19 protein-coding genes are annotated in these 23110 nt (G+C 66.0%); 5 read left to right on the top strand and 14 right to left on the bottom strand.

The annotated features are described in order from the left end of the window. The first annotated feature begins 60 nt into the window (after window positions 1-60). Window positions 61-765 carry an NAD(P)H-binding protein gene (locus tag F8O07_RS04565; RefSeq protein WP_158030941.1) on the top strand — a complete coding sequence of 235 codons (705 nt, stop codon included), beginning with the start codon at window positions 61-63 and terminating at the stop codon, window positions 763-765. On the opposite strand, the gene F8O07_RS04560 is transcribed toward F8O07_RS04565, so the two are convergent. The 3 genes from F8O07_RS04560 to deoC are packed head-to-tail and all read right to left on the bottom strand — an operon-like array spanning window position 753 to window position 2958. Beyond that, window positions 753-1244, bottom strand: coding sequence for a hypothetical protein (locus F8O07_RS04560; protein ID WP_158030940.1), 492 nt, complete (start codon window positions 1242-1244; stop codon window positions 753-755). The two genes, F8O07_RS04565 and F8O07_RS04560, sit on opposite strands and share 13 nt — an antisense overlap. Before the next feature lies 1 nt (window position 1245). After that, a complete protein-coding gene (dapB, locus tag F8O07_RS04555) occupies window positions 1246-1956 on the bottom strand; it encodes a 4-hydroxy-tetrahydrodipicolinate reductase (protein WP_158030939.1) in 711 nt (236 codons plus the stop codon). Window positions 1957-1998: 42 nt separating this feature from the next. Continuing rightward, window positions 1999-2958 carry a deoxyribose-phosphate aldolase gene (deoC, locus tag F8O07_RS04550; RefSeq protein ID WP_192496639.1) on the bottom strand — a complete coding sequence of 320 codons (960 nt, stop codon included), beginning with the start codon at window positions 2956-2958 and terminating at the stop codon, window positions 1999-2001. Between the two features lie 59 nt (window positions 2959-3017). Here deoC and F8O07_RS04545 point away from each other — a divergent pair, with 59 nt between their 5' ends. After that, window positions 3018-3740 (top strand): GntR family transcriptional regulator, encoded by a 723-nt coding sequence (locus F8O07_RS04545; RefSeq protein WP_192496638.1) that lies wholly within the window; start codon window positions 3018-3020, stop codon window positions 3738-3740. Window positions 3741-3775: 35 nt separating this feature from the next. Beyond that, entirely contained in the window at window positions 3776-4141 is a 366-nt protein-coding gene (locus tag F8O07_RS04540) for a TM2 domain-containing protein (RefSeq protein WP_225732851.1), read from the top strand. A 35-nt stretch (window positions 4142-4176) separates the two neighbouring features. Here F8O07_RS04540 and F8O07_RS04535 read toward each other — a convergent pair whose 3' ends face one another. Both F8O07_RS04535 and F8O07_RS04530 read right to left on the bottom strand, forming a co-directional pair. After that, complete coding sequence (locus tag F8O07_RS04535) at window positions 4177-5676, bottom strand: multicopper oxidase family protein (protein ID WP_158030935.1); 1500 nt, start codon at window positions 5674-5676, stop codon at window positions 4177-4179. A 2-nt stretch (window positions 5677-5678) separates the two neighbouring features. Further along, window positions 5679-7055, bottom strand: coding sequence for a M16 family metallopeptidase (locus F8O07_RS04530; RefSeq protein WP_158030934.1), 1377 nt, complete (start codon window positions 7053-7055; stop codon window positions 5679-5681). Window positions 7056-7141: 86 nt separating this feature from the next. Here F8O07_RS04530 and F8O07_RS04525 point away from each other — a divergent pair, with 86 nt between their 5' ends. Further along, window positions 7142-8302, top strand: coding sequence for an FAD-dependent oxidoreductase (locus F8O07_RS04525; RefSeq protein WP_225733179.1), 1161 nt, complete (start codon window positions 7142-7144; stop codon window positions 8300-8302). A gap of 82 nt (window positions 8303-8384) precedes the next feature. Beyond that, complete coding sequence (locus F8O07_RS04520; RefSeq protein ID WP_158030933.1) at window positions 8385-9104, top strand: TetR/AcrR family transcriptional regulator; 720 nt, start codon at window positions 8385-8387, stop codon at window positions 9102-9104. A 9-nt stretch (window positions 9105-9113) separates the two neighbouring features. Here the strand turns inward: F8O07_RS04520 and F8O07_RS04515 are convergent, their stop codons facing one another. The 9 genes from F8O07_RS04515 to rpsO form a co-directional block, all read right to left on the bottom strand. Next, a complete protein-coding gene (locus F8O07_RS04515) occupies window positions 9114-9767 on the bottom strand; it encodes a heme oxygenase (biliverdin-producing) (protein ID WP_192496637.1) in 654 nt (217 codons plus the stop codon). 112 nt (window positions 9768-9879) lie between these two features. After that, complete coding sequence (locus F8O07_RS04510; RefSeq protein ID WP_158030931.1) at window positions 9880-11631, bottom strand: hypothetical protein; 1752 nt, start codon at window positions 11629-11631, stop codon at window positions 9880-9882. A gap of 130 nt (window positions 11632-11761) precedes the next feature. After that, on the bottom strand, window positions 11762-14953 hold the full coding sequence (locus tag F8O07_RS04505) for an immunoglobulin domain-containing protein (RefSeq protein WP_192496636.1): 3192 nt from the start codon (window positions 14951-14953) through the stop codon (window positions 11762-11764). 42 nt (window positions 14954-14995) lie between these two features. Further along, the gene (locus tag F8O07_RS04500; protein ID WP_158030929.1) at window positions 14996-16210 is read right to left on the bottom strand and encodes a hypothetical protein; all 1215 of its coding nucleotides are present in this window, start codon (window positions 16208-16210) and stop codon (window positions 14996-14998) included. Then, window positions 16207-17067 (bottom strand): heme ABC transporter ATP-binding protein, encoded by an 861-nt coding sequence (locus tag F8O07_RS04495; RefSeq protein ID WP_158030928.1) that lies wholly within the window; start codon window positions 17065-17067, stop codon window positions 16207-16209. Before F8O07_RS04495 ends, F8O07_RS04500 begins: the two co-directional genes overlap by 4 nt. Next, window positions 17064-18131: a FecCD family ABC transporter permease gene (locus F8O07_RS04490; RefSeq protein WP_412973611.1), complete on the bottom strand. Its 1068-nt coding sequence runs from the start codon at window positions 18129-18131 to the stop codon at window positions 17064-17066. The genes F8O07_RS04495 and F8O07_RS04490 overlap by 4 nt, the downstream gene beginning before the upstream one ends. Window positions 18132-18205: 74 nt before the next feature. Next, entirely contained in the window at window positions 18206-19240 is a 1035-nt protein-coding gene (locus tag F8O07_RS04485) for a heme/hemin ABC transporter substrate-binding protein (RefSeq protein WP_225733178.1), read from the bottom strand. A 1007-nt stretch (window positions 19241-20247) separates the two neighbouring features. Next, the gene (locus tag F8O07_RS04480; protein ID WP_158030927.1) at window positions 20248-22467 is read right to left on the bottom strand and encodes a polyribonucleotide nucleotidyltransferase; all 2220 of its coding nucleotides are present in this window, start codon (window positions 22465-22467) and stop codon (window positions 20248-20250) included. A gap of 370 nt (window positions 22468-22837) precedes the next feature. Further along, on the bottom strand, window positions 22838-23107 hold the full coding sequence (gene rpsO / locus F8O07_RS04475) for a 30S ribosomal protein S15 (RefSeq protein ID WP_158030926.1): 270 nt from the start codon (window positions 23105-23107) through the stop codon (window positions 22838-22840). Window positions 23108-23110: the final 3 nt, after the last annotated feature.

Here is a 23110-nt window from a genome sequence, read left to right as displayed (position 1 = left end):
CTGCTGACAGAATGGGCGAACGCAATGCGACCGGAGCAGAGCCAGACCGAAGGAGCCACCATGTCGACCATCGCCATCGTCGGAGGGCACGGCAAGATCGCGCTGCTGCTCACGGAGCGTCTCTCCTCGGCCGGGCACACGGTGCTCAACGTCGTTCGCGACGCCCGCCATGAGCCCGACGTGCTGGAGCGCGGCGGAACCCCGCTGCTCGCCGACCTCGAAGCGGCGAACGCCGTCGAACATCTCACCGAGAGGTTTCAGAATGCGGATGCCGTGGTCTTCGCCGCTGGGGCGGGCGGCGGTTCCGGTGTGGCTCGCAAGCACACCGTCGACTACCTCGGTTCTGTTCGCAGTGCGGACGCAGCCGTCGCGGCCGGGGTGCGCCGCTTCGTCCAGATCTCGTTCATCGGCGCCGAGCAGGACGAGCTCGGCCTCGATGACGAGGTCTTCACCGCTTACCACCACGCCAAACGAGACGCGGATCGTGCGCTGCAGAGCCGCGACGACCTGGACTGGACGATCGTGCGACCCGGCCGCCTGACCGACGACCCGGCCTGCGGTTCGGTTGCTCTCGGCACCGGGTTCGCCCGGCGAACGGCCGAGGGCGGTGCGTCCGACAGCATCGCACGCGCCGATGTCGCGGCGCTGCTGCAGGCGGTGCTCGACGAGCCGGGCACCGTCGGCCGTGCGATCGACGCGCTCGAGGGAACCGCAGCGATCGCAGCAGCCGTCGCCCAGCTCTTCGGCGTGCCTCAGTCTCGCTGAGCCGATTCTGCCTGCGGCGCCTTGCGCTCGACGCGAATCGCCTGCACGATGGTGCGTCGGCCGTCGGATCGACGCCCTGCGGCATCCTGCATGAGCCCCAGACGCAGAAGATCCTGCCAGGTCGCCCGGCCCCCTGCCTGTTCGACTGCCGCAGCCAGGTCGTCGACGCGCTGCGTGGCGACCTCGCGATCGGCCTTTCCGCTCGGTCGCAGCGGCAGGTCGTCGGTGGGCAAGGCGCCCTCTCGCGACAGCCTCGCGATGAGTCGGTTGGCACGCACGGCGAATCGCATCTCGGCATAGATCACATAGACGCCGAGCAGCGGAAAGATCAGCAGGAACGCGCCCATCGTCTTCGCAATCGGATCATGCAGGCCGATCAGCACGAAGGCGCGCTCGAACACGGTGAAGATGTACAGGGCCAGAAAGACGATCATGACGATCGCCAGGGTCAGTGCCCGAGACTGAGCGCGGCGGTCCATCTCAGAGCCCGATGACGTCGGCGAGCCCGACGGTCGTACCGGTCTGCTCGTGTGCGAAGACGATGCTGCGTGCGATGCCGTCTCGGTAGGCGTCGATGCTCAGGGTGTCATGCCGAAGCGTCAGCGTCTCAGCGGTGCCGCCGAAGATGACCTGCTGCACGGCGTCGACTCCCTGCAGACGCAGCGAGTGCACCGGAATGCCCTCGACCAGCTGGCCGCGAGCGGTCTGGTCGGTGTTCGGCTGTGCGTAGGGACCGTGTGCGGCCGAAATGAGCTCGGCCGTGCGCACCGCGGTGCCCGAAGGGGAATCCTTCTTGCGAGCAGGGTGCGCCTCGACCACCTCGACCGAATCGTAGAGCGGTGCGGCGAGCTGCGCGAGTTTAGTGGCCAGTGCTGAGCTGACCGAGAAGTTCGGCACGATCACCAGAGAGCTGCGATCTGCCCGATCGGCGACCTCGGCGATGCGCTCGGCGTTCCAGCCCGACGTGCCGACGACCACGTCGATGCCGTGGGCGAGCGCGTGGTCGACGATCTTTCGGCTGGCGTCATAGATCGTGAAGTCGACCACGACGTCGGCTCCCTCCATCTTGCTCAGCGAGCTGTGCGAATCGAGTGTCGAGTGCAGCGCGAAACGGTCGTCGTGTTCGATGATGTCTTCGACGAGCCGCCCCATGCGCCCGGTGGCGCCGGTGACAGAGATGTTGAGAGTCATGCGTTCAGTGTAGTGCGGGCGGTCTACGACCCGGCGATGAGGTCAGCGAAGCGGCTCGAAGGTGCGCAGCACGTCGTCGAGCAGTGCCGATGCGCCGAAGCGCATCGACGCCGGGGCCACGAACGAGTCGCCGCAGATCACGCGCGCCAGACGCAGATAACCCATGGCCTGATCCACGGTGCGCACGCCTCCGGCGACCTTCACCCCGATGGTCTCACCGGTCTCTTCACGCCAGTGTGCGCTGGCCTGCAGCAGCACGGCCGCGGCCTCGGGAGTCGCACCTGCGCGCCCCTTGCCCGTCGACGTCTTGACGAAGTCGGCACCGGCGAGCAACGCGATGATCGCGGCATGGAACATGGCGTCGTAGTCGGGCAGCTCCCCCGTCTCGAGAATGACCTTGAGGTGTGCGCGGGTGCCGTCGCCTCGTTCCACCAGGCGCCGCGCGGCCAGCACCCAGTCATAGACCTGCGCGTAGCGTTCGCCGAGCAGCGCACCGCGGTCGATGACGATGTCGATCTCGTCTGCTCCGGCAGCCACGGCGTATTCGATCTCGGCGGCCTTCGCAGCGAACGGCGACCGACCATGCGGAAAGCCGCCTGCCACCGCGGCGAGCGCGACCGGAGCATCCGCCGCCTCGTCGAGCGCGACCCGAGCCGGCACGACGAGGTCTGCGTGCACACAGACCGCAGCCGTCGCGGGCAGCACTGCCGGGTGCATGAGATCCGATTCGGGTGCGAGTGCTCGCCGTACCAACGCCGCGACGCTCTCTGGGGTGTCGTCAGCAGACAGACTGGTCAGATCGATGAGCGACGTGATCAGCCGCAGGTCGTCGGGGGTCGCCGCATCGCGCGTCGCGATCTGAGTCTGCTGCCCCACCCACGGCGTGAGCTGGGCAGGATCGATATGCGGCAGCGAACGCAGCAGCGTCGTGATGCGCGCGTCGGTGGCCGGCCCGTCGAGCAGCTGCGCCGAGCGCTCCAGGATGCGATCGAAGTCTGACATGCACCTCATTCTAAGCGGGCGGCGCGGCGTGAGAGACGTCGCCGGGTACGATGATGGGCATGCAGAGACCCCGTACCGTTCCGCTGAAACACGAGCGCATCGCAGACGCGCTCGCAGCCGACATCCAGGCCGGGACCTTCGCTGCAGACGAGCCGCTGCCCAGCGAGGCCGCCCTCGGTCGGCGTTTTGCGGCGAGTCGCAACACCGTGCGTCAGGCGCTGGCCGCGCTCACCGAGCAGGGTCTGATCATGACGCGGCCGGGCGTCGGCTCGTTCGTGACGTTCCATCCGGTGGATGCCGAGCCCGCGCTGGGCTGGGCGAGCGCGATTCAGCAGAAGGGTGCGGTCGGTCACGTACGAACGCTCTCGATTCGAGAAGTGGCGGCCGCAGAGCTGCCGACCGGCCTGCTCGGTTCGATTGTGGCACCGGCCGAGCGGCTGCTGCGCATCGAACGCGTAAGGCAGGTGGTCGGGGCGCGCACGATCTCGCTGGAACGTTCGCTGGTTCCGGCCGTCGCCGAGCTCGACGGGCTGCCCGAGCAGGGCTTGGTCGACGACTCGATCATCGCGACGCTGCGCGAGGCAGGGTTGGTCGCGGCCTCTGGAGAGCAGTGGGTCGACGTCGGCACACTCGGCGAGCGCGACGCTCAGCTGTTCGAACGCACTGCGGGTTCAAGCGTTCTGGTGTCACGATGCGTCACTCGCGCAGTCGACGGCACGCTGGTCGAGTATGCCGAGTCTCTGATGGATCCAGACTATTTTCGCCTGCATCTGACTTTCTGACGCACCACGGCTGCGTGCTCTCCTACGCTAGAGGCATGACCAATCCGGATCTGCCCAAATTCGCCCCGCCCGCCTACCCGCCGACGCCGACTCCCCCGCCTTACGGAGGCCAGGGACAGGCCCCGTATCAGCCCTACCAGCAGGTCACCCCGTACAAGAGTCGCATCGCCGCCGGCCTGTTCGGCATCTTCTTCGGGACTGTGGGCGTGCACAACTTCTACCTCGGCAAGACGGGCCTCGGCGTCGCACAGCTGCTGATCACGGTGCTGTCGCTCGGCATGCTGGCCATCGTCTCCTCGATCTGGGGTCTGGTCGAGGGCATTCTCATCCTGGCGAAGGCACCGAACTACCGCACCGACGGCACCGGCCAGCCGCTGCACGACTATATGACCGAAGACTGAATGACCGAAGACTCACGCTGGCCTCCCGCCGCACATCAGTGCTGGTGAGCGGCGGGCAGGCGCGGTGAGACGCCCCCTTCGGTTCCCGGTTCGACGACGACGAACTGTCCCATCATGCCCTCGTCCTCATGCCGCAGCAGGTGGCAGTGATACATGTAGGGAGTCACAGGGTCGGTGTCGGAGCCGAACTGCACGGCCAGGCGCACTTTGGTGGCGTGCGGCACGAAGACCGTGTCTTTCGGCCCGCGCATCCATTCGGGCGGTTCGGCGCCGTCATATTCGACGATGCGGAACGAACAGGCGTGGATGTGAAAGTTGTGCGGGTCGACGGTGTTCGCCACCCGCCATTCCTCGAGCGCTGACGCAGGCACGACTTCGTCGATGCGGTTCATGTCCATCGACAGCCCGTTGATGCGGTTGGCATTGTCGAACGAGAAGTCGCGCGCCTTGCTGCCGGCGGCCGGAGTCGCGGCGACTCGGGCACCGGGAAGATCCGCCGCGAGAGGTGGCGAGGGCAGCAGCTGCTCGGCGGCGTCGAGACGCAGCAGGTTGAACTCGGCGTTGTCGAGCACGTCGTTGGTGCCTTTGGCGCTGCGCAGCATCACCCGTTCGCCGGGCTGCAGCTCGACGACGATCTCGACGCGCTCTGCCGGGCTGAGCAGCACCTGCGTCGTGCTCACCGGGTGCTCGAGCAGCCCGGTGTCTGTGGCGATCACAGAGAACGGGCGCTGGTCGTCGCATTCGACGTGATAGACGCGTGCGTTCGACCCGTTGACGACGCGCAGGCGCACGAGCGTGGTCGTAGCGGTGAACTGCGGCAGCAGCGTTCCATTGACCAGGATGCTGTCGCCGAGCAGGCCGAACGCGGAGTCGGCGCCGGAGGTCGAGAGATCCCCGTCTCTCGTGAACGAGCGATCCTGCAGAATCACCGGGACGTCGTCGACGCCATAGGTGCTCGGCACGCCGGCCCGACTCACGGCGGGGTCGTCGATCAGGAAGAGCCCCGCCAGCCCCCGGTACACCTGCTGTGCGGTCTCGCCATGCGGGTGCGGGTGGTACCACAGTGTCGCTGCAGGCTGAGCGATCGTCCAGTCGGGGTGCCATTCGCCGCCTGCGTCGACCATCTGGTGCGGGCCGCCGTCCATCCGAGCCGGCAGCATCATGCCGTGCCAGTGCACGGTCGTCGCCTCGTCGAGGCCGTTGACGAAGTCGACGGCGACGTGCTCACCCGGCTTCGCTCGCAGCGTCGGCCCCAAGTAGTCGCCGTTGTAGCCAGCGGTCTGCGCGGTCTTTCCCGAGACGAACTCTGTGCTGCCGGGTTGGGCCTGCAGGGCAAATCGACGGATGCCTGCCGCATCGACGGTCGCCGGCGCCTCTGCCGGGATGTGCAGCGCATTGACGAAGGCTTCGGCGTCGGCCGTCGACACGCTCTGCGAGCAGCCGGCGAGAGTCGACCCCGTGGCACCAATGCCCAACGCACCGACGGCGATCAGACCGGTGCGCTCGAGAAAGCCTCGACGGCTGACTTCTGTCATCGTCAGTGCGCCTGTGCCGCCGAGACCGTCGACTGGAGCTCACTCACCCGCAGTCGATCGGCGTCGATCGGACCGACCGCGGCGATCTGCAGCGGCCCGGCGACGAGTTCTGCGGCGAGATCGCGCACCTGTTCGGCCGTGACGTCGCGAATGCGAGCGATCGTCGCAGGCAGATCCCAGAGCTCTCCGAGCCCGATCTCCGATTTGCCCAGGCGCGTCATATGATGCGAGCTGTCTTCGAATCCGAGCGTGATGCCGCCCGAGAGCTGGCCTTTGACTCGCGCGAGCTCCGTCGCGGTCGGCCCTTCCTCGGCGAACCTGGCCACGACATCCTGCATCAGATGTGCGACTTCGGGAGCCGAGTCCGGGCGGGTGCCGGCATACACGCCGAACGAACCGGCGTCGGCGTATGTGCCCGAGAACGAATAGACCGAATAGGCAAGGCCGCGCTGCTCGCGCACCTCCTGAAAGAGGCGCGAGCTCATGCCGCCGCCGAGCACGCCGTTGAGCACGCTGAGCGTGAACCGGCGCTCGTCCCACCCGGGGATGCCGCGTGTGCCCATGATCAGGTTGACCTGCTCGGCGTCACGCTGACGCACCTCGAAGCTCGGCTCGACGAGTGCCGGCAGCGCGCCGCGGGTGCGCCGCGGGTGCAGCGCACCGTGCGTGGATGCGCCCATGCCTCCGGCTGCGAGCGCCTCGCCGAGTCGGGCGAGCAGATCGCCGTGATCGATGGCCCCTGCTGCGGTGACGACGATGTCTTCAGGGCGATAGTTCGCACGGTAGTGCGCCCAGACGGCGTCACGACCGACGGCGTTGATCGACTCGGGTGTGCCGCCGATCGGGCGCCCCAGACTCTCGCCGCGGTACACCAGCGACGAGAAGAGCTCGTGTGCGACGTCGGTGGGGTCGTCTTCGCTCATCGCGAGCTCTTCGAGAATGACCTTACGTTCGCGTTCGAACTCGTCAGGGTCGATGACAGAGCTGATCACCATGTCGGTGAGCACGTCGACGGCCACACCCAGGTCGGCGTCGCGCACCTTCGCGTAGTAACAGGTGTGCTCTTTGCCGGTCAGCGCATTCGACTCGCCGCCGATCTCGTCGAAGGCCACGGCGATGTCCATCGCCGTGCGCGTGGGCGTGCCTTTGAACAGCAGATGCTCGAGAAAATGCGTCGAGCCGAACTGGCCTTCGTGCTCGTCACGTGAGCCGACCGGCACCCAGATTCCCAAAGTCACCGAGTGCGCACCGGGCATGTTCTCGGTGAGCACACGCACACCGTTGGGCAGCACCGTTCGGCGAACGGTCGCGCCGCCGTCGAGTTCGAACGAGGAGTCGTCCACGTCAAGTGGAAGAGGGAAAGGAGAGGTAGTAGCCATCTGGCTGAGTCTAGTTGGTCGTCCGGTCTCCCGGCTCGACGATCCGGCGCGGAATGAAACGGCGGCCTTCGTCGCTGAGATGAACTGTGTCCGACTTCGCTTCCTCCGCACCGCCGACTCATCTGCCCTCGCGCGCGCCGGTCGTGATCATCGGGGCCGGTCAGGCCGGGCTCTCGACCGCCTACTGGCTGCTGCGTCGTGGGCTGCGCCCGAACGTCGACATGGTGATCGTCGATCGTGATGCGGATGCCGGCGGAGCCTGGCAGCATCGCTGGCCGGCCATGCGCCTCGGCGACGCACATCGGGTGCACGATCTGCCGGGCATGCATGACCTCGGGCTGAGCTTCGAGACCGCCGAACGTCATCGCCCCGCATACGAGATCGTCGTCGAGTACTACCGCGCCTACGAAGCACACTTCGGCCTGCAGGTGCATCACGGGCACGGGGTCGACCACGTCGTGCGCCCGTCCCCTGCCGAAGGATTCGGGACCGATCGCTTCGAGGTCGTCGGCACGAGCGCGACGGGAGGGTTCAGCATCCGCGCGCAGGTCGTCGTGAGCGCGACGGGCACGTGGGGTGCGCCGTTTCTGCCGTGGTATCCGGGGCAGAACGTCTTCGCAGGGCGACAGCTGCACACCCACGGCTACCGCTCAGCCGAGGAGTTTCGCGGCCAGCGAGTCGGCGTCGTCGGCGGGGGCACCTCTGCGGTCGAGCATCTCGCCGAACTCGACGGCGTCGCAGCCCAGACGCACTGGTTCACCAGACGCCCGGTTCGCATCGTGCCCACGCGAGGTCTCACCGACCAGGCCGGCCGAGCATCCGTCGCCGCCGCCGATGCGGCCGCACGCGCCGGCCGAGCGCTGCCCAGCATCGTGAGCACGACCGATGTGCCGATCACGCCGTATATGAGCGACCTGCACGAGCGGGGCGGGCTGCGCCGACAGCCGATGTTCCGCAGGCTCGACGAGCAGGGCGCGGTACTGGCCGACGGCACGCACGTCGTCCTGGACGCCATCATCTGGGACACCGGGTTTCGCGCCGAGCTCAGACACCTCGCGGGTCTGGGGCTGCGCGAGGAGGCCGGCGGCATCCGCGTGATCGACGGCGTCGCACAGCGTGACCCAGCCCTGATTCTGGCGGGGTACGGCCCGCAGGCCAGTACCATCACGGCGGAGCGAGCGGGGCGGCTCAATGCGCGATCGACGCTGGATGCGCTGGATGCGCTGGGCGGCATCCTCCGCAGCTGAGGCGGCCACGAGGCTGACCGCGCACGCGTCCGGAAAGGTCAGTCCTTTACAATAGGGGCAGCTCGAATCCGGAAGGCATGAGATGACACCTCGCACCTATCGACGGGTCGAAACGCACAGCGCCCGCCCCACCGCCGCTGCCTCACACCGCAGCGTCCAAGCTGCTCGAACGCGTGCCGAGCTGCTGCACGCCGCTGCCACTGCCATCGGAGAGCGCGGCTACGAGGCAACCTCTCTGGCCGACATCACGGCAGTGCTGCACAAGCCGAAGACCGCACTGCGCTATCACTTCGACACGAAGGCAGACATCGCGACCGCACTGCTCGAGACCGAGTTCGAGCGGTGGGAGACGATGCACGAGCTCGTCGATGACACCAACCGCACCGGACTCGCCGGTCTCATCACGATGATGCGCACTTTTCTCGCAGACCACGGCACCGGCCCGTATCAGCGGGCCGCCATCTCACTGCTGCTCGACGCGCCGGTGCTCGATGTGACGCTGCCCACCCCGCCGTTCAGCGCGCGACAGCTCGTGGCCGAGTATCTGATCGAGGCCCTCGAAGACCGCGAGATCGACAGTGCGATCGAGGTGCAGACGGCGAGCGAAGGCATCGTCGACGCCACGCTCGGTGTCGTGCTGCGCTACCGGCTCGAGCCGATGGTCGACCTCGAAGACAAGGCCGAATCGATCTGGAGCTGGTCGCTCATGGGGTTGGGCGTCAAGCGCCCGCACGCGCTGCTCGAGAAGTATCGAGCCATCGCACTACCGCCGCACGACATCGAGACGAAGCGTCTGCTGTGACCGCAGCGTTCAGCGTGTGCGAGCGAGCTCGTCGAACAGATCTGCGTTCAGCTGGTATGCACGCTTCGACTCTGCGATGAGCTGGGCGATCTGGGCAGCGTCAAGACCGAGATGGTCGATGTGCTCACGGTAGGCCCGTTTGTAGCCCACCAGTTTGTCGATCTGGTCGAAGCGGTAGAACGTGAGCTGGTCTTCGGTGGCGCCGTAGTGCCGCGAGATCATCGTGGCGATGACCTGCCCGCCTGAGAGATCGCCGAGGTAGCGGGTGTAGTGCTGGGCCAGGTAGGAGACCATGTCTTCGTCTGCCGCAACGGTGCGCAGATGTTCGACGTATCGACGAGTGGCCGCGAGCGCGGGATGCTCAGCGCGCCAGTCCTGAACGCCCAGCTCTGTGAGATCGTGCCTGGCTGCCGCGAATCTGGCCAGACGGGGATCGTGCAGAAACTCAGGTTCCTCCGGCCTCGGCGGACGGTTCTCCAGCGCCTCGTAGACGTAGGCGATCTGAGCCAGATACCTCGTGTAGTCGGCGAGGGTGAGACGGCCTTCGATCAGGTCGGCGATGAAGGTCTTCGTCTCGGCTGCGGAATGCTCGGCGACCGTCGCCTCACGCAGTCGCGCTGAAGGAGTCGCAGCCGCCGGTCGTTCCCTGCTCGTCGCTGTCATGATCATGGCACCTCGTCTGTCTCTTTGTGTGGTGTGGCTGCTCGCACCGCGAGCACCTGCCCGCTCTATTGAGCAACGCTCGTGTGTGTGTTCTACCTTAGTCGCAATGTGGTCATCTTCCATCACTGCGTCTGAGCATCAGCAGACTGGTTCCGCCGGCGACCACGATCACTCCCCCGGCGATGATGAGCAGTGTGGTCCACAGCGAGTCGTTGCTGCGCCGCTCTGAGGCAGCAGGCGGTTCTTCTGCTTCGGCACGCCGCGGCGATGACTCAGCAGCTGTTCCGCTCTGTGTCGTGTGCACGGCGATCGTCCTGCCGGTGTCGCCGAAGAAGACGAAGTACCGCTCTCCATCGTCGCCCTGCTGCAGCACGGACGAGTCGATGGCCAGGCGAACCTGCCCGTCGGTGACGGTGAACGCCCCCACATACTGGGCATCCGGATACGCCATGACGGTTCCCCCGGTGGCATCCGCGTCGTCCTCTGGCCAGGCGAAGCCGATGTCGAGCCGATCGCCCCAGGCGAACGACTCCGCGAGCCCGGCGTCAGTGCCTTCGATCTGCTGCACTCGGCCGTCCTGAATCGCCGCTCTGAGGTCGTCGATCGTCTTCAGCTCCGTCGGCGTCGCCGCCTGCGGCGCGTCTGCCATCGGTGCCGCGGCGGCAGCCAAAGACTCGGTTCGACGAGGCGTCGTCGCGGGCTGGCGCTGCGTGTCAGCGGTCTGTGCTGGTGCCTGCCGTGCGGCAGTGTTCCCGCCCTCGCTGCCTCCGGTCACGCTGTTCACCGTCACCTGCTGAGTGACTGGGGCGTTGCCATAGCGAACCGTGACGGGGGCGGCCACTTTGTTCGGGTCGGCCGCGCCGTTCGATGAATACCAGTACGCGCCTTGACCGGTGGCCTGCTGAAAGCTCACGAAGTCCTGAGGGAACGAGCCCTGGGGATTGCCCGCCTCGTTCAGCACCGCGCCGGAGTCGTCCTTCACGCTGACGCCTTCGTAGTCTGGGCGAATGTCGAATCCCTTGGCTTCTTGATCAGTCGTGTCTGCCCGGCGCAACGCCCCCTCCGCGAGCGCTGTGCGTCCTTTCGCCTTGTCGAACGTGGCCAAGGTGATCTCTCTTGGCTCGACGGGGCCCCATTGCGTCATATCCTCCATCGACGACGAGAACCCGCTCCCGGTTGCAGTGATCTTCGCACTGCCGTCGGCGTTGACGGTGAGTTTGGGATTCTCTGCGTACCAGAAGGTCAGCCCGTTGTAGTAGGCGACGGTCCACGCGCCCTGCCATTGAATCGTTCCTGCACCAGTGCGCCAGTCGATGCTGCCGGTCCCGCCTGAGATGTCGATGCGGTTGTGGCTATAGTCTCCGTCGTCCTTGTGCACGCCGGAGACGAGCTTCGCGCCGTTCGCAGACTGACAGCGATCGGCGAACGTCGAGTCGACGCGTGTGGTGCGATCCTCCGATGGTCGGGTCACACGCACATTGCCGACGTCGTTCTGGCGAGCCGCAGTGTAGGCGGCCTCATCGATCTGCTGACTGCCGCGTCCGGGATCGGGCACCTTTCCGGCAACGAGGAAGTTGCAGCTGCCGGGCATGAACGCACCGTTGCCGGACTCATTGTTCATCTCCCATGCGAAGCTCGCATCCTTGATCTCGACCAGATTGCTCGCGGGTGTCGCCGCCGTCACCGCAGCCTGGGCAAACGCGCCGCCGCCGACTCCGACAGCCAGCAGCGCCAGCACGGCGGCGACACGACGCCCACGGCGCCCGGTGCCCATGGTCGGCCGCGCTCCCGCGCCGCGTCTGTGACGTCTGAGGCCGCTCGTCTCTGACTTCTTACCCGTCGACTCAATCATCTGCCTGCCCATCAGCCGTTCTGTTCCTTCGAAAGCGCGACCAGTGCCGCCGCCCCGGTCACCAGGAGCGGGGTGCGATCCGCAGCGCAGATCGCACCCCGCCTCGTTCATCTGTCCGGTCTCAGATCAGAGACCGCTGCGATCAGCGCTGAGACGCCTGATCGTCACGACGGCGAGCCCGTGTCAGCAGCAGGCCGCCTGCCAGCAGCGCGGCCGCCAGTGCGATCCCGGCGATTCCCTGACCGGTTCGTGCCAGCTGCTGCTCCGAGGTCTGGGCGTTCGTCTGGGCGCCGGTCTGCTGACCGTTCTCGGCTGACTCCTTGCCGCTCGTCCCGTCGGCTGCCGGCTCTGACGGGGCTGCCGGCTCTGACGGTGCCGGGGTCTCGTCGCTCTTCTTGGCCTCGACTGTGAGTGTGACCGGATCGGACGACACCGTGCCGCTGTCGTTCGTCGCGACGAGGCGATAGCTCTCGCCGTTCTGGCTGAGAGTCACCGATTTGAGCGTCAGGCTCGATTCGGTGGCTCCCTCGACATCGGTCCAGGTCTGGCCGTCAGTCGAACGCTGCCACTGCAGCTTCGGTGCCGGGGCCCCGGTGAGCTCGGCGCTGAAGGTGGCATCCTGCCCCTCGACGACCTTCTGGTCGGTCGGCTGCGTCTTCACCGAGGGCTTCTCGGGGTAGAGCGCATCGAACTGCGCCGTCGTGATGCTGACCGGAGTCTCGGCCAGAATCAGAGGCTGGTTCGGTGCCTGCGGCAGACCGTGAGCGTTCCAGACGATGACCTTGTACGACTGGTCACGCGACAGCCTGGGCTTGCCCTGGTCGTCCTTCGTCGTCACCTGCAGTGTCGTCGAGAACGTGCCGTCGGCCAGAGCGCCGGGGCCGTACTTGGTCACGTACTGCACGCCGAAGGTGCCGTCAGTCGCGGTGATCGCGCTCAGGTCGACGTCTGCAGGAACCAGCGCAGCGTAGACGCCTGCCGAGTCTTTCCACGCCTGGCTGCCGTCACTCCAGTACTGAGGAAGATCGGTCGGGACGAAGCCGGTGCCGTCCACCTTGACCTCCAGCATGTTCTGCGCCGACGCGGTCGAGACGCTGCCGGTCACGCTGGCGGCGAGCTTCGGGGTCGCGATGACGGGGTCAGAGGCGGCGGATGCTGCCGACGCACCGATGGCGTTGTTCGCCGTGACCGTTGCGGTGTATGCCACTCCGGGAGCGACAAGGCCGTCGAACACACTGCTCGTAGCGTCAGCGGCTGCGGTGACCGTCTTCGGACTGCCGCCGTCGGACGGCGTCAGCGTGACCGCATAGCCGGTGACGGCCGAGTTGTTCTCAGCGGGCTTCTGCCAGGTGACCTCGATGACCGAGGTCTTCGACTTCGTCGCAGCTGGCTTGGCGACAGCAGCGGGCACGTCGTTGACGAGGAGCTTCGCCGGGTCAGTGGCCACGCCATCAGCGCTGGCGAGATTCGTGAAGACCGCCCGGTACTCTGTGTCGTTCTGCGAGATGGTCGCCGCGTCGATCTTCAGATGAGTGGTGACCGACGGACGCTGCGACGTCGTGGCGACCGAAGTCTCCGGAACGTCGGTCCAGTCGGCGTCGCCCGTCTTGCTCTGCCACTTCGCCGCCGGCAGGGGGAGCCCGGTAGCCGTCGCCGCGAAGGTCACTGCCTGCCCGGCTCGCGTGGACACGGCCTCTGGCTGTCCGGTGATCTGCACGGGCTCGGGGAGGACTTGGTCCCACTGGTCGTCGGTCATCGAGATGTCCTGGCGAGCGATCACGGCGTTGCCGGTGGGCATGCCATGTGCACGCCAGACCACGACCTGGTAGGTATGCGTCCGATCCAGTTTGTCTGCGGGAGCTTTCAGCTTGGCTGTGAACGCCCCGTCGACAATGTCTTTCTGCGCGACCCATTTCGCCTCGCCAATGAACCCATTGTTCTGATCGATCGCCGCCAGGTCAGTGGCCGAGTCGATGACGGCGGCATAGACGCCGTTGTTCAGGAAGGAACCGACTGACGAGTCAGGCAGATTCGTGTAGTTCGTGCCTGCGACGGTGATTCCGAGCCCAGTCGTATCGGTTGAGTCGACCGTGACTGTGGTGACCGGCGTGGCCGCCTGCCGCACCGTGAGCGTTGCCGCGGTGCTCGTCGCTGTTCCGATCGCGTTGGACACGATGGCACGGTACTGCGTTCCAGTGGCTGAGAGCTTGGCGGCGTTGACCGTCAGCGTTGTGGCCGTGGCTCCGGGGACGTCGGCCCAGTCCGCGTTGACTGCCTTGGACTGCCACTGCACGGTCGGCTGCGGAGTGCCCGCTGCTGCAATGGTGAACGTCGCATCGCCGCCCTCGGTCACGGTCGCGTCAGCGGGCTGTGCGGTGAACGTCGGAGCGACGCCTTTGGACTGCGCGGTGTAGCCGATGCTCACTGGCGTCGCGGGTTTGTTCGGGTCAGCGCTGCCTCCTGACGAATACCAGTAGGAGCTCTGCCCCGTAAGCTTCTGGAAGTCGACGAAACTCTGCGGGAACGATCCCTGGGGATTGCCGGTGGGGTTGAGCACCTGCCCTTCGGCATCTTTGACCTGCACGCCTTCGTACTGTGGCGTGATCGGCTTGCCGTCATTCGTCGTCACACCCGTGTCGGTGACTTTCACCGCGCCTGCGGGAAAGTCGGCGAGGGTGATCTGCTGGGCGGGAATGCCCGTCCACTGGCTCATGTCCTCCATCGACGACCCGAACCCGCTGGCCGTGGCGGTGATCTTCGCGCTGCCGTCGCTGCTGACGGTCAGGTGTGGGTCGCTTGCGTACCAGAATGTGAGGCCGCTGTAGTAGACGACCGTCCACGACCCCTTCCAGCTGATGTCTGCGGTGTTCTTGGCCGAGTCGATCTCGCCAGTGCCTTTGCCGATCTGCACCTCGTTCAGGCTGAAATCGTTCACGTCCTTGTGCGCGCCAGGTTTGACCTTCGCTCCTTTGACCGAAAGGCAGCTGTTCTCCCACGTCGCCGCAGTCAGGCTTCCCTGCAGATCAGGCTTCAGCACGCTGGCGTTTCCGGCGTCGGTCGCGGCGTCATAGCCGGCCTTGGTGAGCTGGGTGTTCCCCTTCCCCGGGTCTGGGATCTTGCCCTTGACCAGATAGTTGCAGCTGCCGGGCATGAACCCGCCGTTGCCCGACTCGTGGTTCATCCCCCATGCGAACGTCGCATCGGACACGGTCTTGGAGTCATCCGCCGCCGAGGCGAACGTGGTGCCGGCGATGGTGCCGCCGACGGCGAGAACGGCCGCAAGGCCGACTGCCAACGCGCCACGCACACGGCGTGGTCGTCCTGTTCTGTACATGTGTGCTCTCTTTTCTCTGTGGGTGCTCGGGGTCATGGCTGTTCAGGCCTCCTTCGACTGCAGGTTTCGCCGTCTGCGCAGAATCACGAAGATCAAGACGATGATCGCCAGCACTGCGACGGCACCGACGGCGACCGCCGCGGCGACCAGCGCCCCGTTCGAACCGCTCTGGTCGGCGGACGTCTCGGTTTTGGGCGTCTGGCCCGATGTGTCGAAGGTCGTCCATCCGGTCACATCACCCTGTGCGTTGACGGCGACAAGATGGTGCTCTCCGTCAGTGATGTCGTCGGGCAGTCGCACGTCGAACTCTCCGGCGGAGTTCGGCTTGGACCATCCCGTGAACTGGGGGTCGGACATCACGAAGAATCCCGTCCACGATGCAGGGTCGGCCGCAGCATCGGTGACTTTCAGCTGTGTGTCTCCGACGGTGACCTGAAGACTGCCCCGTTTGTCATCGGTCAGAGCCGCGGGGTCCGGGCTTCCAGGCACGGTTGCCGGCCGAGCATCGGCCGCGTCAGGTGCTGCCACACCGGCTGCGCCGCCCGAGGCCTGCTGCTCGAGCGCCTTGCCCTGCGCCGAGGTCTGGCCGGTCGTCCCAGCCTGCGCGTCGACCTTCGTTCCCGAATCGGAGATATGCCGGAAGTTGATGGGAGTGAACGACTCGTTCGACGGCTCTTTGACCCCGTGGGCGCCGACGGTCATGATGCCGCACTGCGTCTCCAGACAGTTCACACTGCCTTTGTTGCCGTCACGATCGCTGTACTCGAACGTGGGGCCAGGAACCATGAGCTTCGCATGCCACGTGCCATCGGCATTCAGCAGGCCACCGTTGGCCGCGTACTGCGTCTCGCTGCCGGGAAAGCTCACGAAGAGCATATAGCCGGTCGGGTTGGACTCGTCGTCATAGACGTACTTGCGGTCGAGGCCGTCGACTCCGCCGCTGCTGGGCTTCCAGTTCTGCCCGGCCCAGCCGAAGAGCACGTAGATTCCGCCGAATCCGTTCTTCTTCGACACGAAGCCGCTGCCCGACACGTCGAGCGTCGTCAGATACTGGTTGTCTGCGACGTTGACCAGATCGGGTCGCCCCTCGACCGTGGCGACGACGGTCGGACCGGCTGCCTGGGCGGGCTCTGCCGTCGACTGTGTCGCTGCGGCGCCCGCTGCGATCAGACCGACGACGGCAAGAGCGAGACCCCGCAGGATGCGGCCGGCATGACGCTGTCGATGTCGTGTCGCTGGACGCGCTGAGTTCTTCACGCTGATTCCTCTCGTGTGTGTTCGGATGCTTTGCCCCCGCGGCTGGGCAGCACCAGCGGCTGACCCGTGTGAGGATGCTCGATCACGTCGACCGGGTACCGGTAGACACGACTGATGCGTTCGGTCGTGAGCACTTCGCTCGGGCTTCCCACTGCCGTCACCGTGCCGTGCTCGAGCAGCGCGATCCGATCGGCATAGGCGGCGGCGAGGTTCAGATCGTGCAGCACGATGACGACGGCGTCACCCGCTTGTGCGCGCTCGCGTGCGATGCCGAGCACTTCTTCCTGATGGCGGATGTCGAGTGCTGCGGTGGGCTCGTCGAGCAGCAGCACACCGGTACGCTGGGCCAGCACTCGTGCGAGTGAGACCCGTGCGCTCTCTCCTCCCGAAAGCGAGGGAAAGGCCCGTGCACCGAAGGCCGACGTCTCAGTGCGCTCCATCGCCTCGGCGACGGCGGCCTCGTCTTCGACCTCGCGAGGCGTGCGCTGCCACGGCGCACGCCCCATCTCGATGACCTCCAGCACGGTGAACGGGAACGCCAGCGAGTTGTGCTGGGTGAGCACGGCTCGCGCGCGGGCCTGTTCGCTGAGCGGCCACTCGCTGAGGCTGCGTCCGTCGAGGCGCACCACCCCGGTCGACGGGATGTCGCCGCTCAGCGCTCCGAGCAGCGTGGACTTGCCGGCGCCGTTCGGCCCGACCAGCGCGAGCACCTCACCGGCGCGCACCACCGCATCCACATGATCGAGAATGGTGCGACCGCCCAACTCGACCGAGAGATCACAGGCTTCGAGAGCGGTCTCCCCGATCGGCGTGCGCTTCGGCAGAGCGATCATCCGCGCACTCATCAGACCGCTCATCCCCACCCTCCTGACGTGCGCCGCGTGCGCCGCAGCAGCCAGAAGAAGAACGGACCGCCCACCAGCGAGGTGAGCATGCCGATGGGCAGATCCGCATACGTCACCGCAGTACGTGCGACCAGGTCTGCGACTTCGAGCAGCAGCGCGCCACCGAGGATGCTGGTGATCAGCAGCGGGCGGTGCGCCGGCCCCAACAGCATGCGCATGAGATGCGGGATGACCAGCCCGACGAATGCGATGATGCCTGCGAATGAGACTGCGGCAGCGGTCAGGACGGCGACGACCACGATGCCGATCACGCGCAGCGCCTCGACGTTCACACCGAGGTGTCGTGCCGAACGCTCGCCGAGCGAGAGCAGATCGAGTCGGCGGGTGAAGAGAAACGTGCAGGCGATGCCGATCACGACCAGCGGGGCCACTGCCGCCACCTGCACCCACCGGCTGCCGTTCAGGCTGCCCAGCTGCCAGAACACGATCTGCTCGCGCGCAGACTGGTCGCTGACGAACGTCAGAAAGGCGAGTGCGGCACCGGCGAACGCGTTGACTGCGACGCCGGTCAGAATCAGGGTGACCACTTCGGTGCGGCCGCCCGATCGAGAGAAGGCGTACACGATCAGCGTCGTCGCCAGACCGGACACGAACGCCATGACCGGAACGGTCCACTCGCCCAGCAGAGCGATGTTGAACACGATTGCTGTGCATGCGCCGACCGCAGCACCGCTCGAGACCCCGACGACGCCCGGGTCTGCCAGCGGATTGCCGAAGATCGCCTGCATGATGAGACCGGCGACGGCGAGCGCGGCGCCCACGAGCAGCGCCATCACGACACGCGGCAGACGGATGCTCCAGAGTGCGGCTGCGGCATTGGGATGCGTCGTGCCGTGCCCGATGTCGATGCCGACCCCCTGCAGCAGAATCTGGATGACCTCTCCTGCCGGGATATGCAGCTGCCCGGAGCCGACGGAGATGACACCGAAGACAGCAAGCAGGGCGCTCAGCACCACGATGGCGACGGTGGTGCGAGCCTTGTGCGGCAAAGTGGCTGCGAGTGGTTCGGCGGTCAGCCCTGAGTGGGCCGGCAGATCTGCCCGTGACGTCTGTTCGAGCTTCGCACTGGGCGCAGAAGGTGAGGCTTTCATCAGCCGTCCCTGCGACTTGGACCGTCTGAGGCCCCCGCAGCCGGGCTGGCATCCGGTGCGTACACCGCGCGGGCCAAGGCGTCGAGAACGTCTGCGGTGCGCGGCCCGTAGCTCATGATCTCGGTGTCGGACATGTCGACGACCCGGCGGTTCTGTCCTGCCGGAGTGTTGGCCACCGCAGGCACGCGCTCCAACAGCCCGTCGACGCCGCCGACCGATTCCAGGCCTTTGGTCATCATGAGGATGAGGTCGGGCTTCATCTGGACCAGCGCTTCGGCGTTGATCGGCTTCATGCCCTTCCAGCCGACCTCGCGCGCGACGTCGACCCCGCCGAGAGCATCGATGAGCGAGTCGACACCGGATCCTTCGCCGAACATGTAGTAGATGCCGGCGTTCCCGCGCACATACAGAAAGACCATGCGCACACGGTCGGCCTCGTTCTGCGGGCGAATCGCGGCGACCTCCTGCGTCTTCGCTGCGATCTCGGCAGACAGGCGATCTGAGAGACGGTGCCCGGTCTCGGGCACACCCAGGGCAGAGGCCACCTGCATCACGATCTCGCTGACGTTGCCCATGTTGCGCTCGGAGTCGACGAAGACGACAGGGATGCCGGCGTCTTTCATCTGCATGAGGGTGTCCCACGGCCCGAGCGTGGTGTCGGTGACGATCACGGTGGGAGCGAGATCGAGGATGGCCTCGCCGTTGAGCTCGTGGCCGTTCTGCGTCACCAGCGGAAGATCTGCGGCTTCGGGGAATCCCGTCGAGACGTCTCTGCCCACGACCCTGTCGCCGAGGCCAAGGCCGAAGACCGTCGCCGCCAGCGAACCATAGAGGTCGAGTGCCAGAATGCGGCTCGTGTCTGTGACCGTGACGGATGCGCCCTGTGTGTCGGTCACGGTCGCCGGCAGCTGCTGCTGCGTGTCGTTCTCGATCGGGGTGATCGAAGTCTGAGCCGTCGTGGCGGTGGACTCGCCGAAGTGGTTACGCGGATTGCTGAGGGTGTCGAGTGACGAAAGCGGCTGAAGGTTAGCCACACCTGCCTTCTGCTCACCGGTCGTCGCCTTACTCCCGACAGAGCAGCCCGAGAGCGCCAGCGTGAGAGCAACGACCGTTGCCCCTATCACGCGCATGAGTGGCCCGACAGCGCCCGCACCATGACGTCGAAATCCGACCTTCACAGGCGGTTTCTCACACAGTTCTTGAGGGCACATCGCCGTCTCTCTCTCCGGTTCGACACTCGTCAGGCGCGCACGACGGCCCAGAGAATCACCAGGTCGGACGCGCAGAACATATCTAAGGCTTACCTCAGATGCACCTTTGGAGTTTAGGCAACGATCGTAGCTTTCGTCAACAGTCGCGTGGTCCAATGTGTGTCGCAGTGTGAGTCGCTGCGAGAGCAGCAGTGTGAGCAGCAGTGCGAGTCCCTGACGATCGCGTGCTTCCAGGCTCTGTGTCGTTCTGCCCATGTGCGGTCTGCACATCTGACGCCACAAGCCGCTGACGGTCAGGGGGCGTCTCAACGGAAGACAAAGTCCAGAGGTACCGCCACCCCGACAACTTGCATTCGCGTCCGCGGCCGTGTCCAGACCCACCGCCCCAAACCACGGCCATCCGCATCCACACATGCCAAATGCGGCCCAGGCCGGTCGAGGCATGCCAAGTTCCATGACTCGATCGGTTGGGGCAGCAATTCCCATGACTCGATCAGTGAGAGGCCGCGTTCTCAGAGCCGATGCCTGGGCATTCAAGCAGAAGTTCCCCGCTGACGGCTGCGCCCGGCTACGGCTGCATTCGGCGACAGCGGCATTCGGCGACAGCTCGCTCATCCCGGTCACGCGGCACAATGCAGAGACGCAAAAGAGCCCCACCAGACAATGTCTGGTGGGGCTCCGAGTCGTACTCGACACAACTTTGCCGCAACCACTTGCGGTAGCGAGCCGTTATGCTCCTACAGGAACGCCAACGTCAGCGGTCAAGAGGTCAACGACAACGTCAGCAGTCGAGAGTTCAACGACTACGACTGCTGCTACTACTACTACTACTACTCAGCGTCGGCCGCAGCATCCTCTTCGACCACGGGGATCAGCGACAGCTTGCCGCGATCGTCGACCTTCGAGATCTCGACCTGAACCTTCTGACCGACCTGCACCACGTCGCCGACCTGGTTGACGCGCTTGCCGTCGTTGAGCTTGCGCAGCTCCGAGATGTGCAGCAGTCCGTCGCGGCCGGGCATCAGCGAGATGAACGCGCCGAAGTCGGCGAGTTTCACAACGGTGCCCAGGTAGCGCTCCCCCACCTCAGGGATGGTCGGGTTCGCGATCGCGTTGACCGCGGCACGAGCGGCGTCAGCCGAAGGTCCGTCAGCGCTGGCGATGTAGACCGTGCCGTCGTCTTCAATCGAGATGTCAGCGCCGGTGTCTTCCTGGATCTGGTTGATGATCTTGCCCTTCGGGCCGATGACCTCACCGATCTTGGCGACGGGAACCTGCACAGTGATGATGCGCGGCGCGGTCGGAGCCAGTTCGTCCGGCTCGGAGATCGCCGAGTTGAGCACTTTGAGAATCGTCAGACGAGCCTCTTTGGCCTGCGTCAGCGCACCGGCGAGCACCGAGGCAGGAATGCCGTCGAGCTTCGTGTCGAGCTGGATCGCGGTGATGAAGTCAGCGGTGCCGGCGACCTTGAAGTCCATGTCGCCGAGCGCGTCTTCGGCACCCAGGATGTCGGTGAGCACGGCGTACTCGGTGTGGCCGTTCTCTTCGTGGCTGATCAGCCCCGAGGCAATGCCTGCGACCGGGGCGCGCAGCGGCACACCGGCGTTCTGCAGAGCCAGCGTCGACGCGCAGACCGAGCCCATCGAGGTCGAGCCGTTCGACCCGAGCGCCTCAGAAACCTCGCGAATCGCGTAGGGGAACTCCTCGACACTGGGCAGCACGGGCACCAGAGCGCGCTCGGCGAGCATGCCGTGGCCGATCTCGCGACGCTTCGGGCTGCCGACACGACCGGTCTCACCAGTCGAGTAGGGCGGGAAGTTGTAGTGGTGCATGTAGCGTTTGTGCGTGACGGGCGACAGCGAGTCGATCTGCTGCTCCATCTTGAGCGTGTTCAGCGTGGTCACACCCAAGATCTGAGTCTCGCCGCGCTGGAACAGCGCCGAGCCGTGCACGCGAGGCAGCACGGCCACCTCGGCATCGAGCGCGCGGATGTCGCGCAGCCCGCGGCCGTCGATGCGCACGCCCTCGTTGATGATGCGCCCGCGCACGATCTTCTTGGTCACGGCCTTGTACGCCGCACCGATCTGCTCGTACTCGGCTTCGTCGACCTCAGGAGCCAGGCGCTCCTTGATGCTCGCCTTCAGCGCGTCGTCAGCATCCTGACGCTCGAGCTTGTCGGCGATCTGGTAGATCTTGGCGAGCTCGTCGTGAGCCAGCTTCTCGACCTTCTCGTACAGGCTTGCGCTGTAGGGCGGGAAGAGCGTGAACTCGGCGACCGGTTTGGCGGCCTGACGGGCGAGCTCCTCCTGAGCCTCGACCAGCTGGCGGATGAACGGCTTCGCGGCCTCGAGCCCCTGGGCGACGACCTCTTCGGTCGGCTTCTGCGCGCCGGCCTCGATGAGATCCCACGAGTTCTCGCCGGCCTCGGCCTCGACCATCATGATGGCGACGTCTTCGCTGCCGTCTTCGGTGACGACCTTGCGGCCGGCGACAGCCATGTCGAACACGGCCTGGTCAAGCTGTGACTGCTTCGGGAACGCGACCCACTGGCCGTCGATCAGAGCGATGCGAACGCCGCCGATCGGGCCTGAGAAGGGCAGTCCGCCGATCTGGGTGGATGCGCTGGCTGCGTTGATCGCGAGCGTGTCGTAGCGCTCGTCGGGAGCGATGGTCAGCACCGTGATGACGACCTGCACCTCGTTGCGCAGACCCTCGGCGAACGAGGGGCGCAGCGGGCGGTCGCACAGACGGGCGACGAGAATGGCGTCGGTCGTGGGGCGGCCCTCACGACGGAAGAACGAGCCGGGAATGCGACCAGCAGCATACATGCGCTCTTCCACGTCGACCGTCAGCGGGAAGAAGTCGAAGCCCTCTTTCGGCTTCTTCGACACGGCGGTCGTCGACAGCAGCGTGGTCTCGTCGTCGAACGTGACGAGCACGGCGCCGGCGGCCTGCTGAGCGAGACGACCCGTCTCGAAACGGATGGTGCGCTTGCCGAACTTGCCGTTGTCGATGACGGTCTCGGCGTACGTGATTTCTGGACCCTCCAAGGGGTGCTCCTTTACCTGATACGTGCAGGCAGGCAGGACTGGCACGAGCAACGTATGGTGCTGATCAACAGTAGAAAACCTCGGACGGACGTTCCGAAACTCACCACCGAAGATCAGCGCCTGAACGGCTCACCTGCACGGTTTTGATTTGTGAGTGGCTCTCACCGAGCCGCTTTCCAGTCTAGCAGAGCGCACCGAAGACGAACGGAGCAGGACTTCTCTGCCGCGATACCGGGGCGTTCGGTGCACCGGTCGAAGCGACCTGCCGCCCGACGAACGACGAAAGCCCCGAGCGAACCGGAGGGTTCGTCCGAGGCTTTCGAGCCGAATCGCAGGGTCGCTGCGTGCTTGGGCAGAAGTCAGCTGAGTCTCAGCGGCGCAGGCCGAGGCGCTCGATCAGCTTGCGGTAACGGTCGATGTCGACCTTCTGCAGGTAGCCGAGCATGCGACGGCGCTGGCCGACGAGCAGCAGCAGGCCACGACGTGAGTGGTGGTCGTGCTTGTGCTCTTTCAGGTGCTCGGTGAGGTCGGTGATGCGACGGCTCAGCAGCGCAACCTGCACCTCGGGTGAGCCTGTGTCACCCTCGTGCGTCGCGTACTCGCTGATGATCTGCTGCTTGACATCAAGTGCCAGTGCCATGGT

This window comes from Pseudoclavibacter sp. CFCC 13796 (assembly GCF_008831185.1).
GTDB lineage: Bacteria > Actinomycetota > Actinomycetes > Actinomycetales > Microbacteriaceae > Pseudoclavibacter_A.
Note: the sequence above shows the minus strand (reverse complement) of the source record. Positions and strands in the feature narration are given on the sequence as shown.

Bases quoted from the DNA above. Each gene is read 5' to 3' on its own strand.
- F8O07_RS04565 (WP_158030941.1), top strand. From the start codon at position 61: ATGTCGACCATCGCCATCGTCGGAGGGCACGGCAAGATCGCGCTGCTG.
- F8O07_RS04560 (WP_158030940.1), bottom strand. From the start codon at position 1,244: ATGGACCGCCGCGCTCAGTCTCGGGCACTGACCCTGGCGATCGTCATG.
- dapB (WP_158030939.1), bottom strand. From the start codon at position 1,956: ATGACTCTCAACATCTCTGTCACCGGCGCCACCGGGCGCATGGGGCGG.
- deoC (WP_192496639.1), bottom strand. From the start codon at position 2,958: ATGTCAGACTTCGATCGCATCCTGGAGCGCTCGGCGCAGCTGCTCGAC.
- F8O07_RS04545 (WP_192496638.1), top strand. From the start codon at position 3,018: ATGCAGAGACCCCGTACCGTTCCGCTGAAACACGAGCGCATCGCAGAC.
- F8O07_RS04540 (WP_225732851.1), top strand. From the start codon at position 3,776: ATGACCAATCCGGATCTGCCCAAATTCGCCCCGCCCGCCTACCCGCCG.
- F8O07_RS04535 (WP_158030935.1), bottom strand. From the start codon at position 5,676: ATGACAGAAGTCAGCCGTCGAGGCTTTCTCGAGCGCACCGGTCTGATC.
- F8O07_RS04530 (WP_158030934.1), bottom strand. From the start codon at position 7,055: ATGGCTACTACCTCTCCTTTCCCTCTTCCACTTGACGTGGACGACTCC.
- F8O07_RS04520 (WP_158030933.1), top strand. From the start codon at position 8,385: ATGACACCTCGCACCTATCGACGGGTCGAAACGCACAGCGCCCGCCCC.
- F8O07_RS04515 (WP_192496637.1), bottom strand. From the start codon at position 9,767: ATGACAGCGACGAGCAGGGAACGACCGGCGGCTGCGACTCCTTCAGCG.
- F8O07_RS04510 (WP_158030931.1), bottom strand. From the start codon at position 11,631: ATGGGCAGGCAGATGATTGAGTCGACGGGTAAGAAGTCAGAGACGAGC.
- F8O07_RS04505 (WP_192496636.1), bottom strand. From the start codon at position 14,953: ATGTACAGAACAGGACGACCACGCCGTGTGCGTGGCGCGTTGGCAGTC.
- F8O07_RS04495 (WP_158030928.1), bottom strand. From the start codon at position 17,067: ATGAGCGGTCTGATGAGTGCGCGGATGATCGCTCTGCCGAAGCGCACG.
- rpsO (WP_158030926.1), bottom strand. From the start codon at position 23,107: ATGGCACTGGCACTTGATGTCAAGCAGCAGATCATCAGCGAGTACGCG.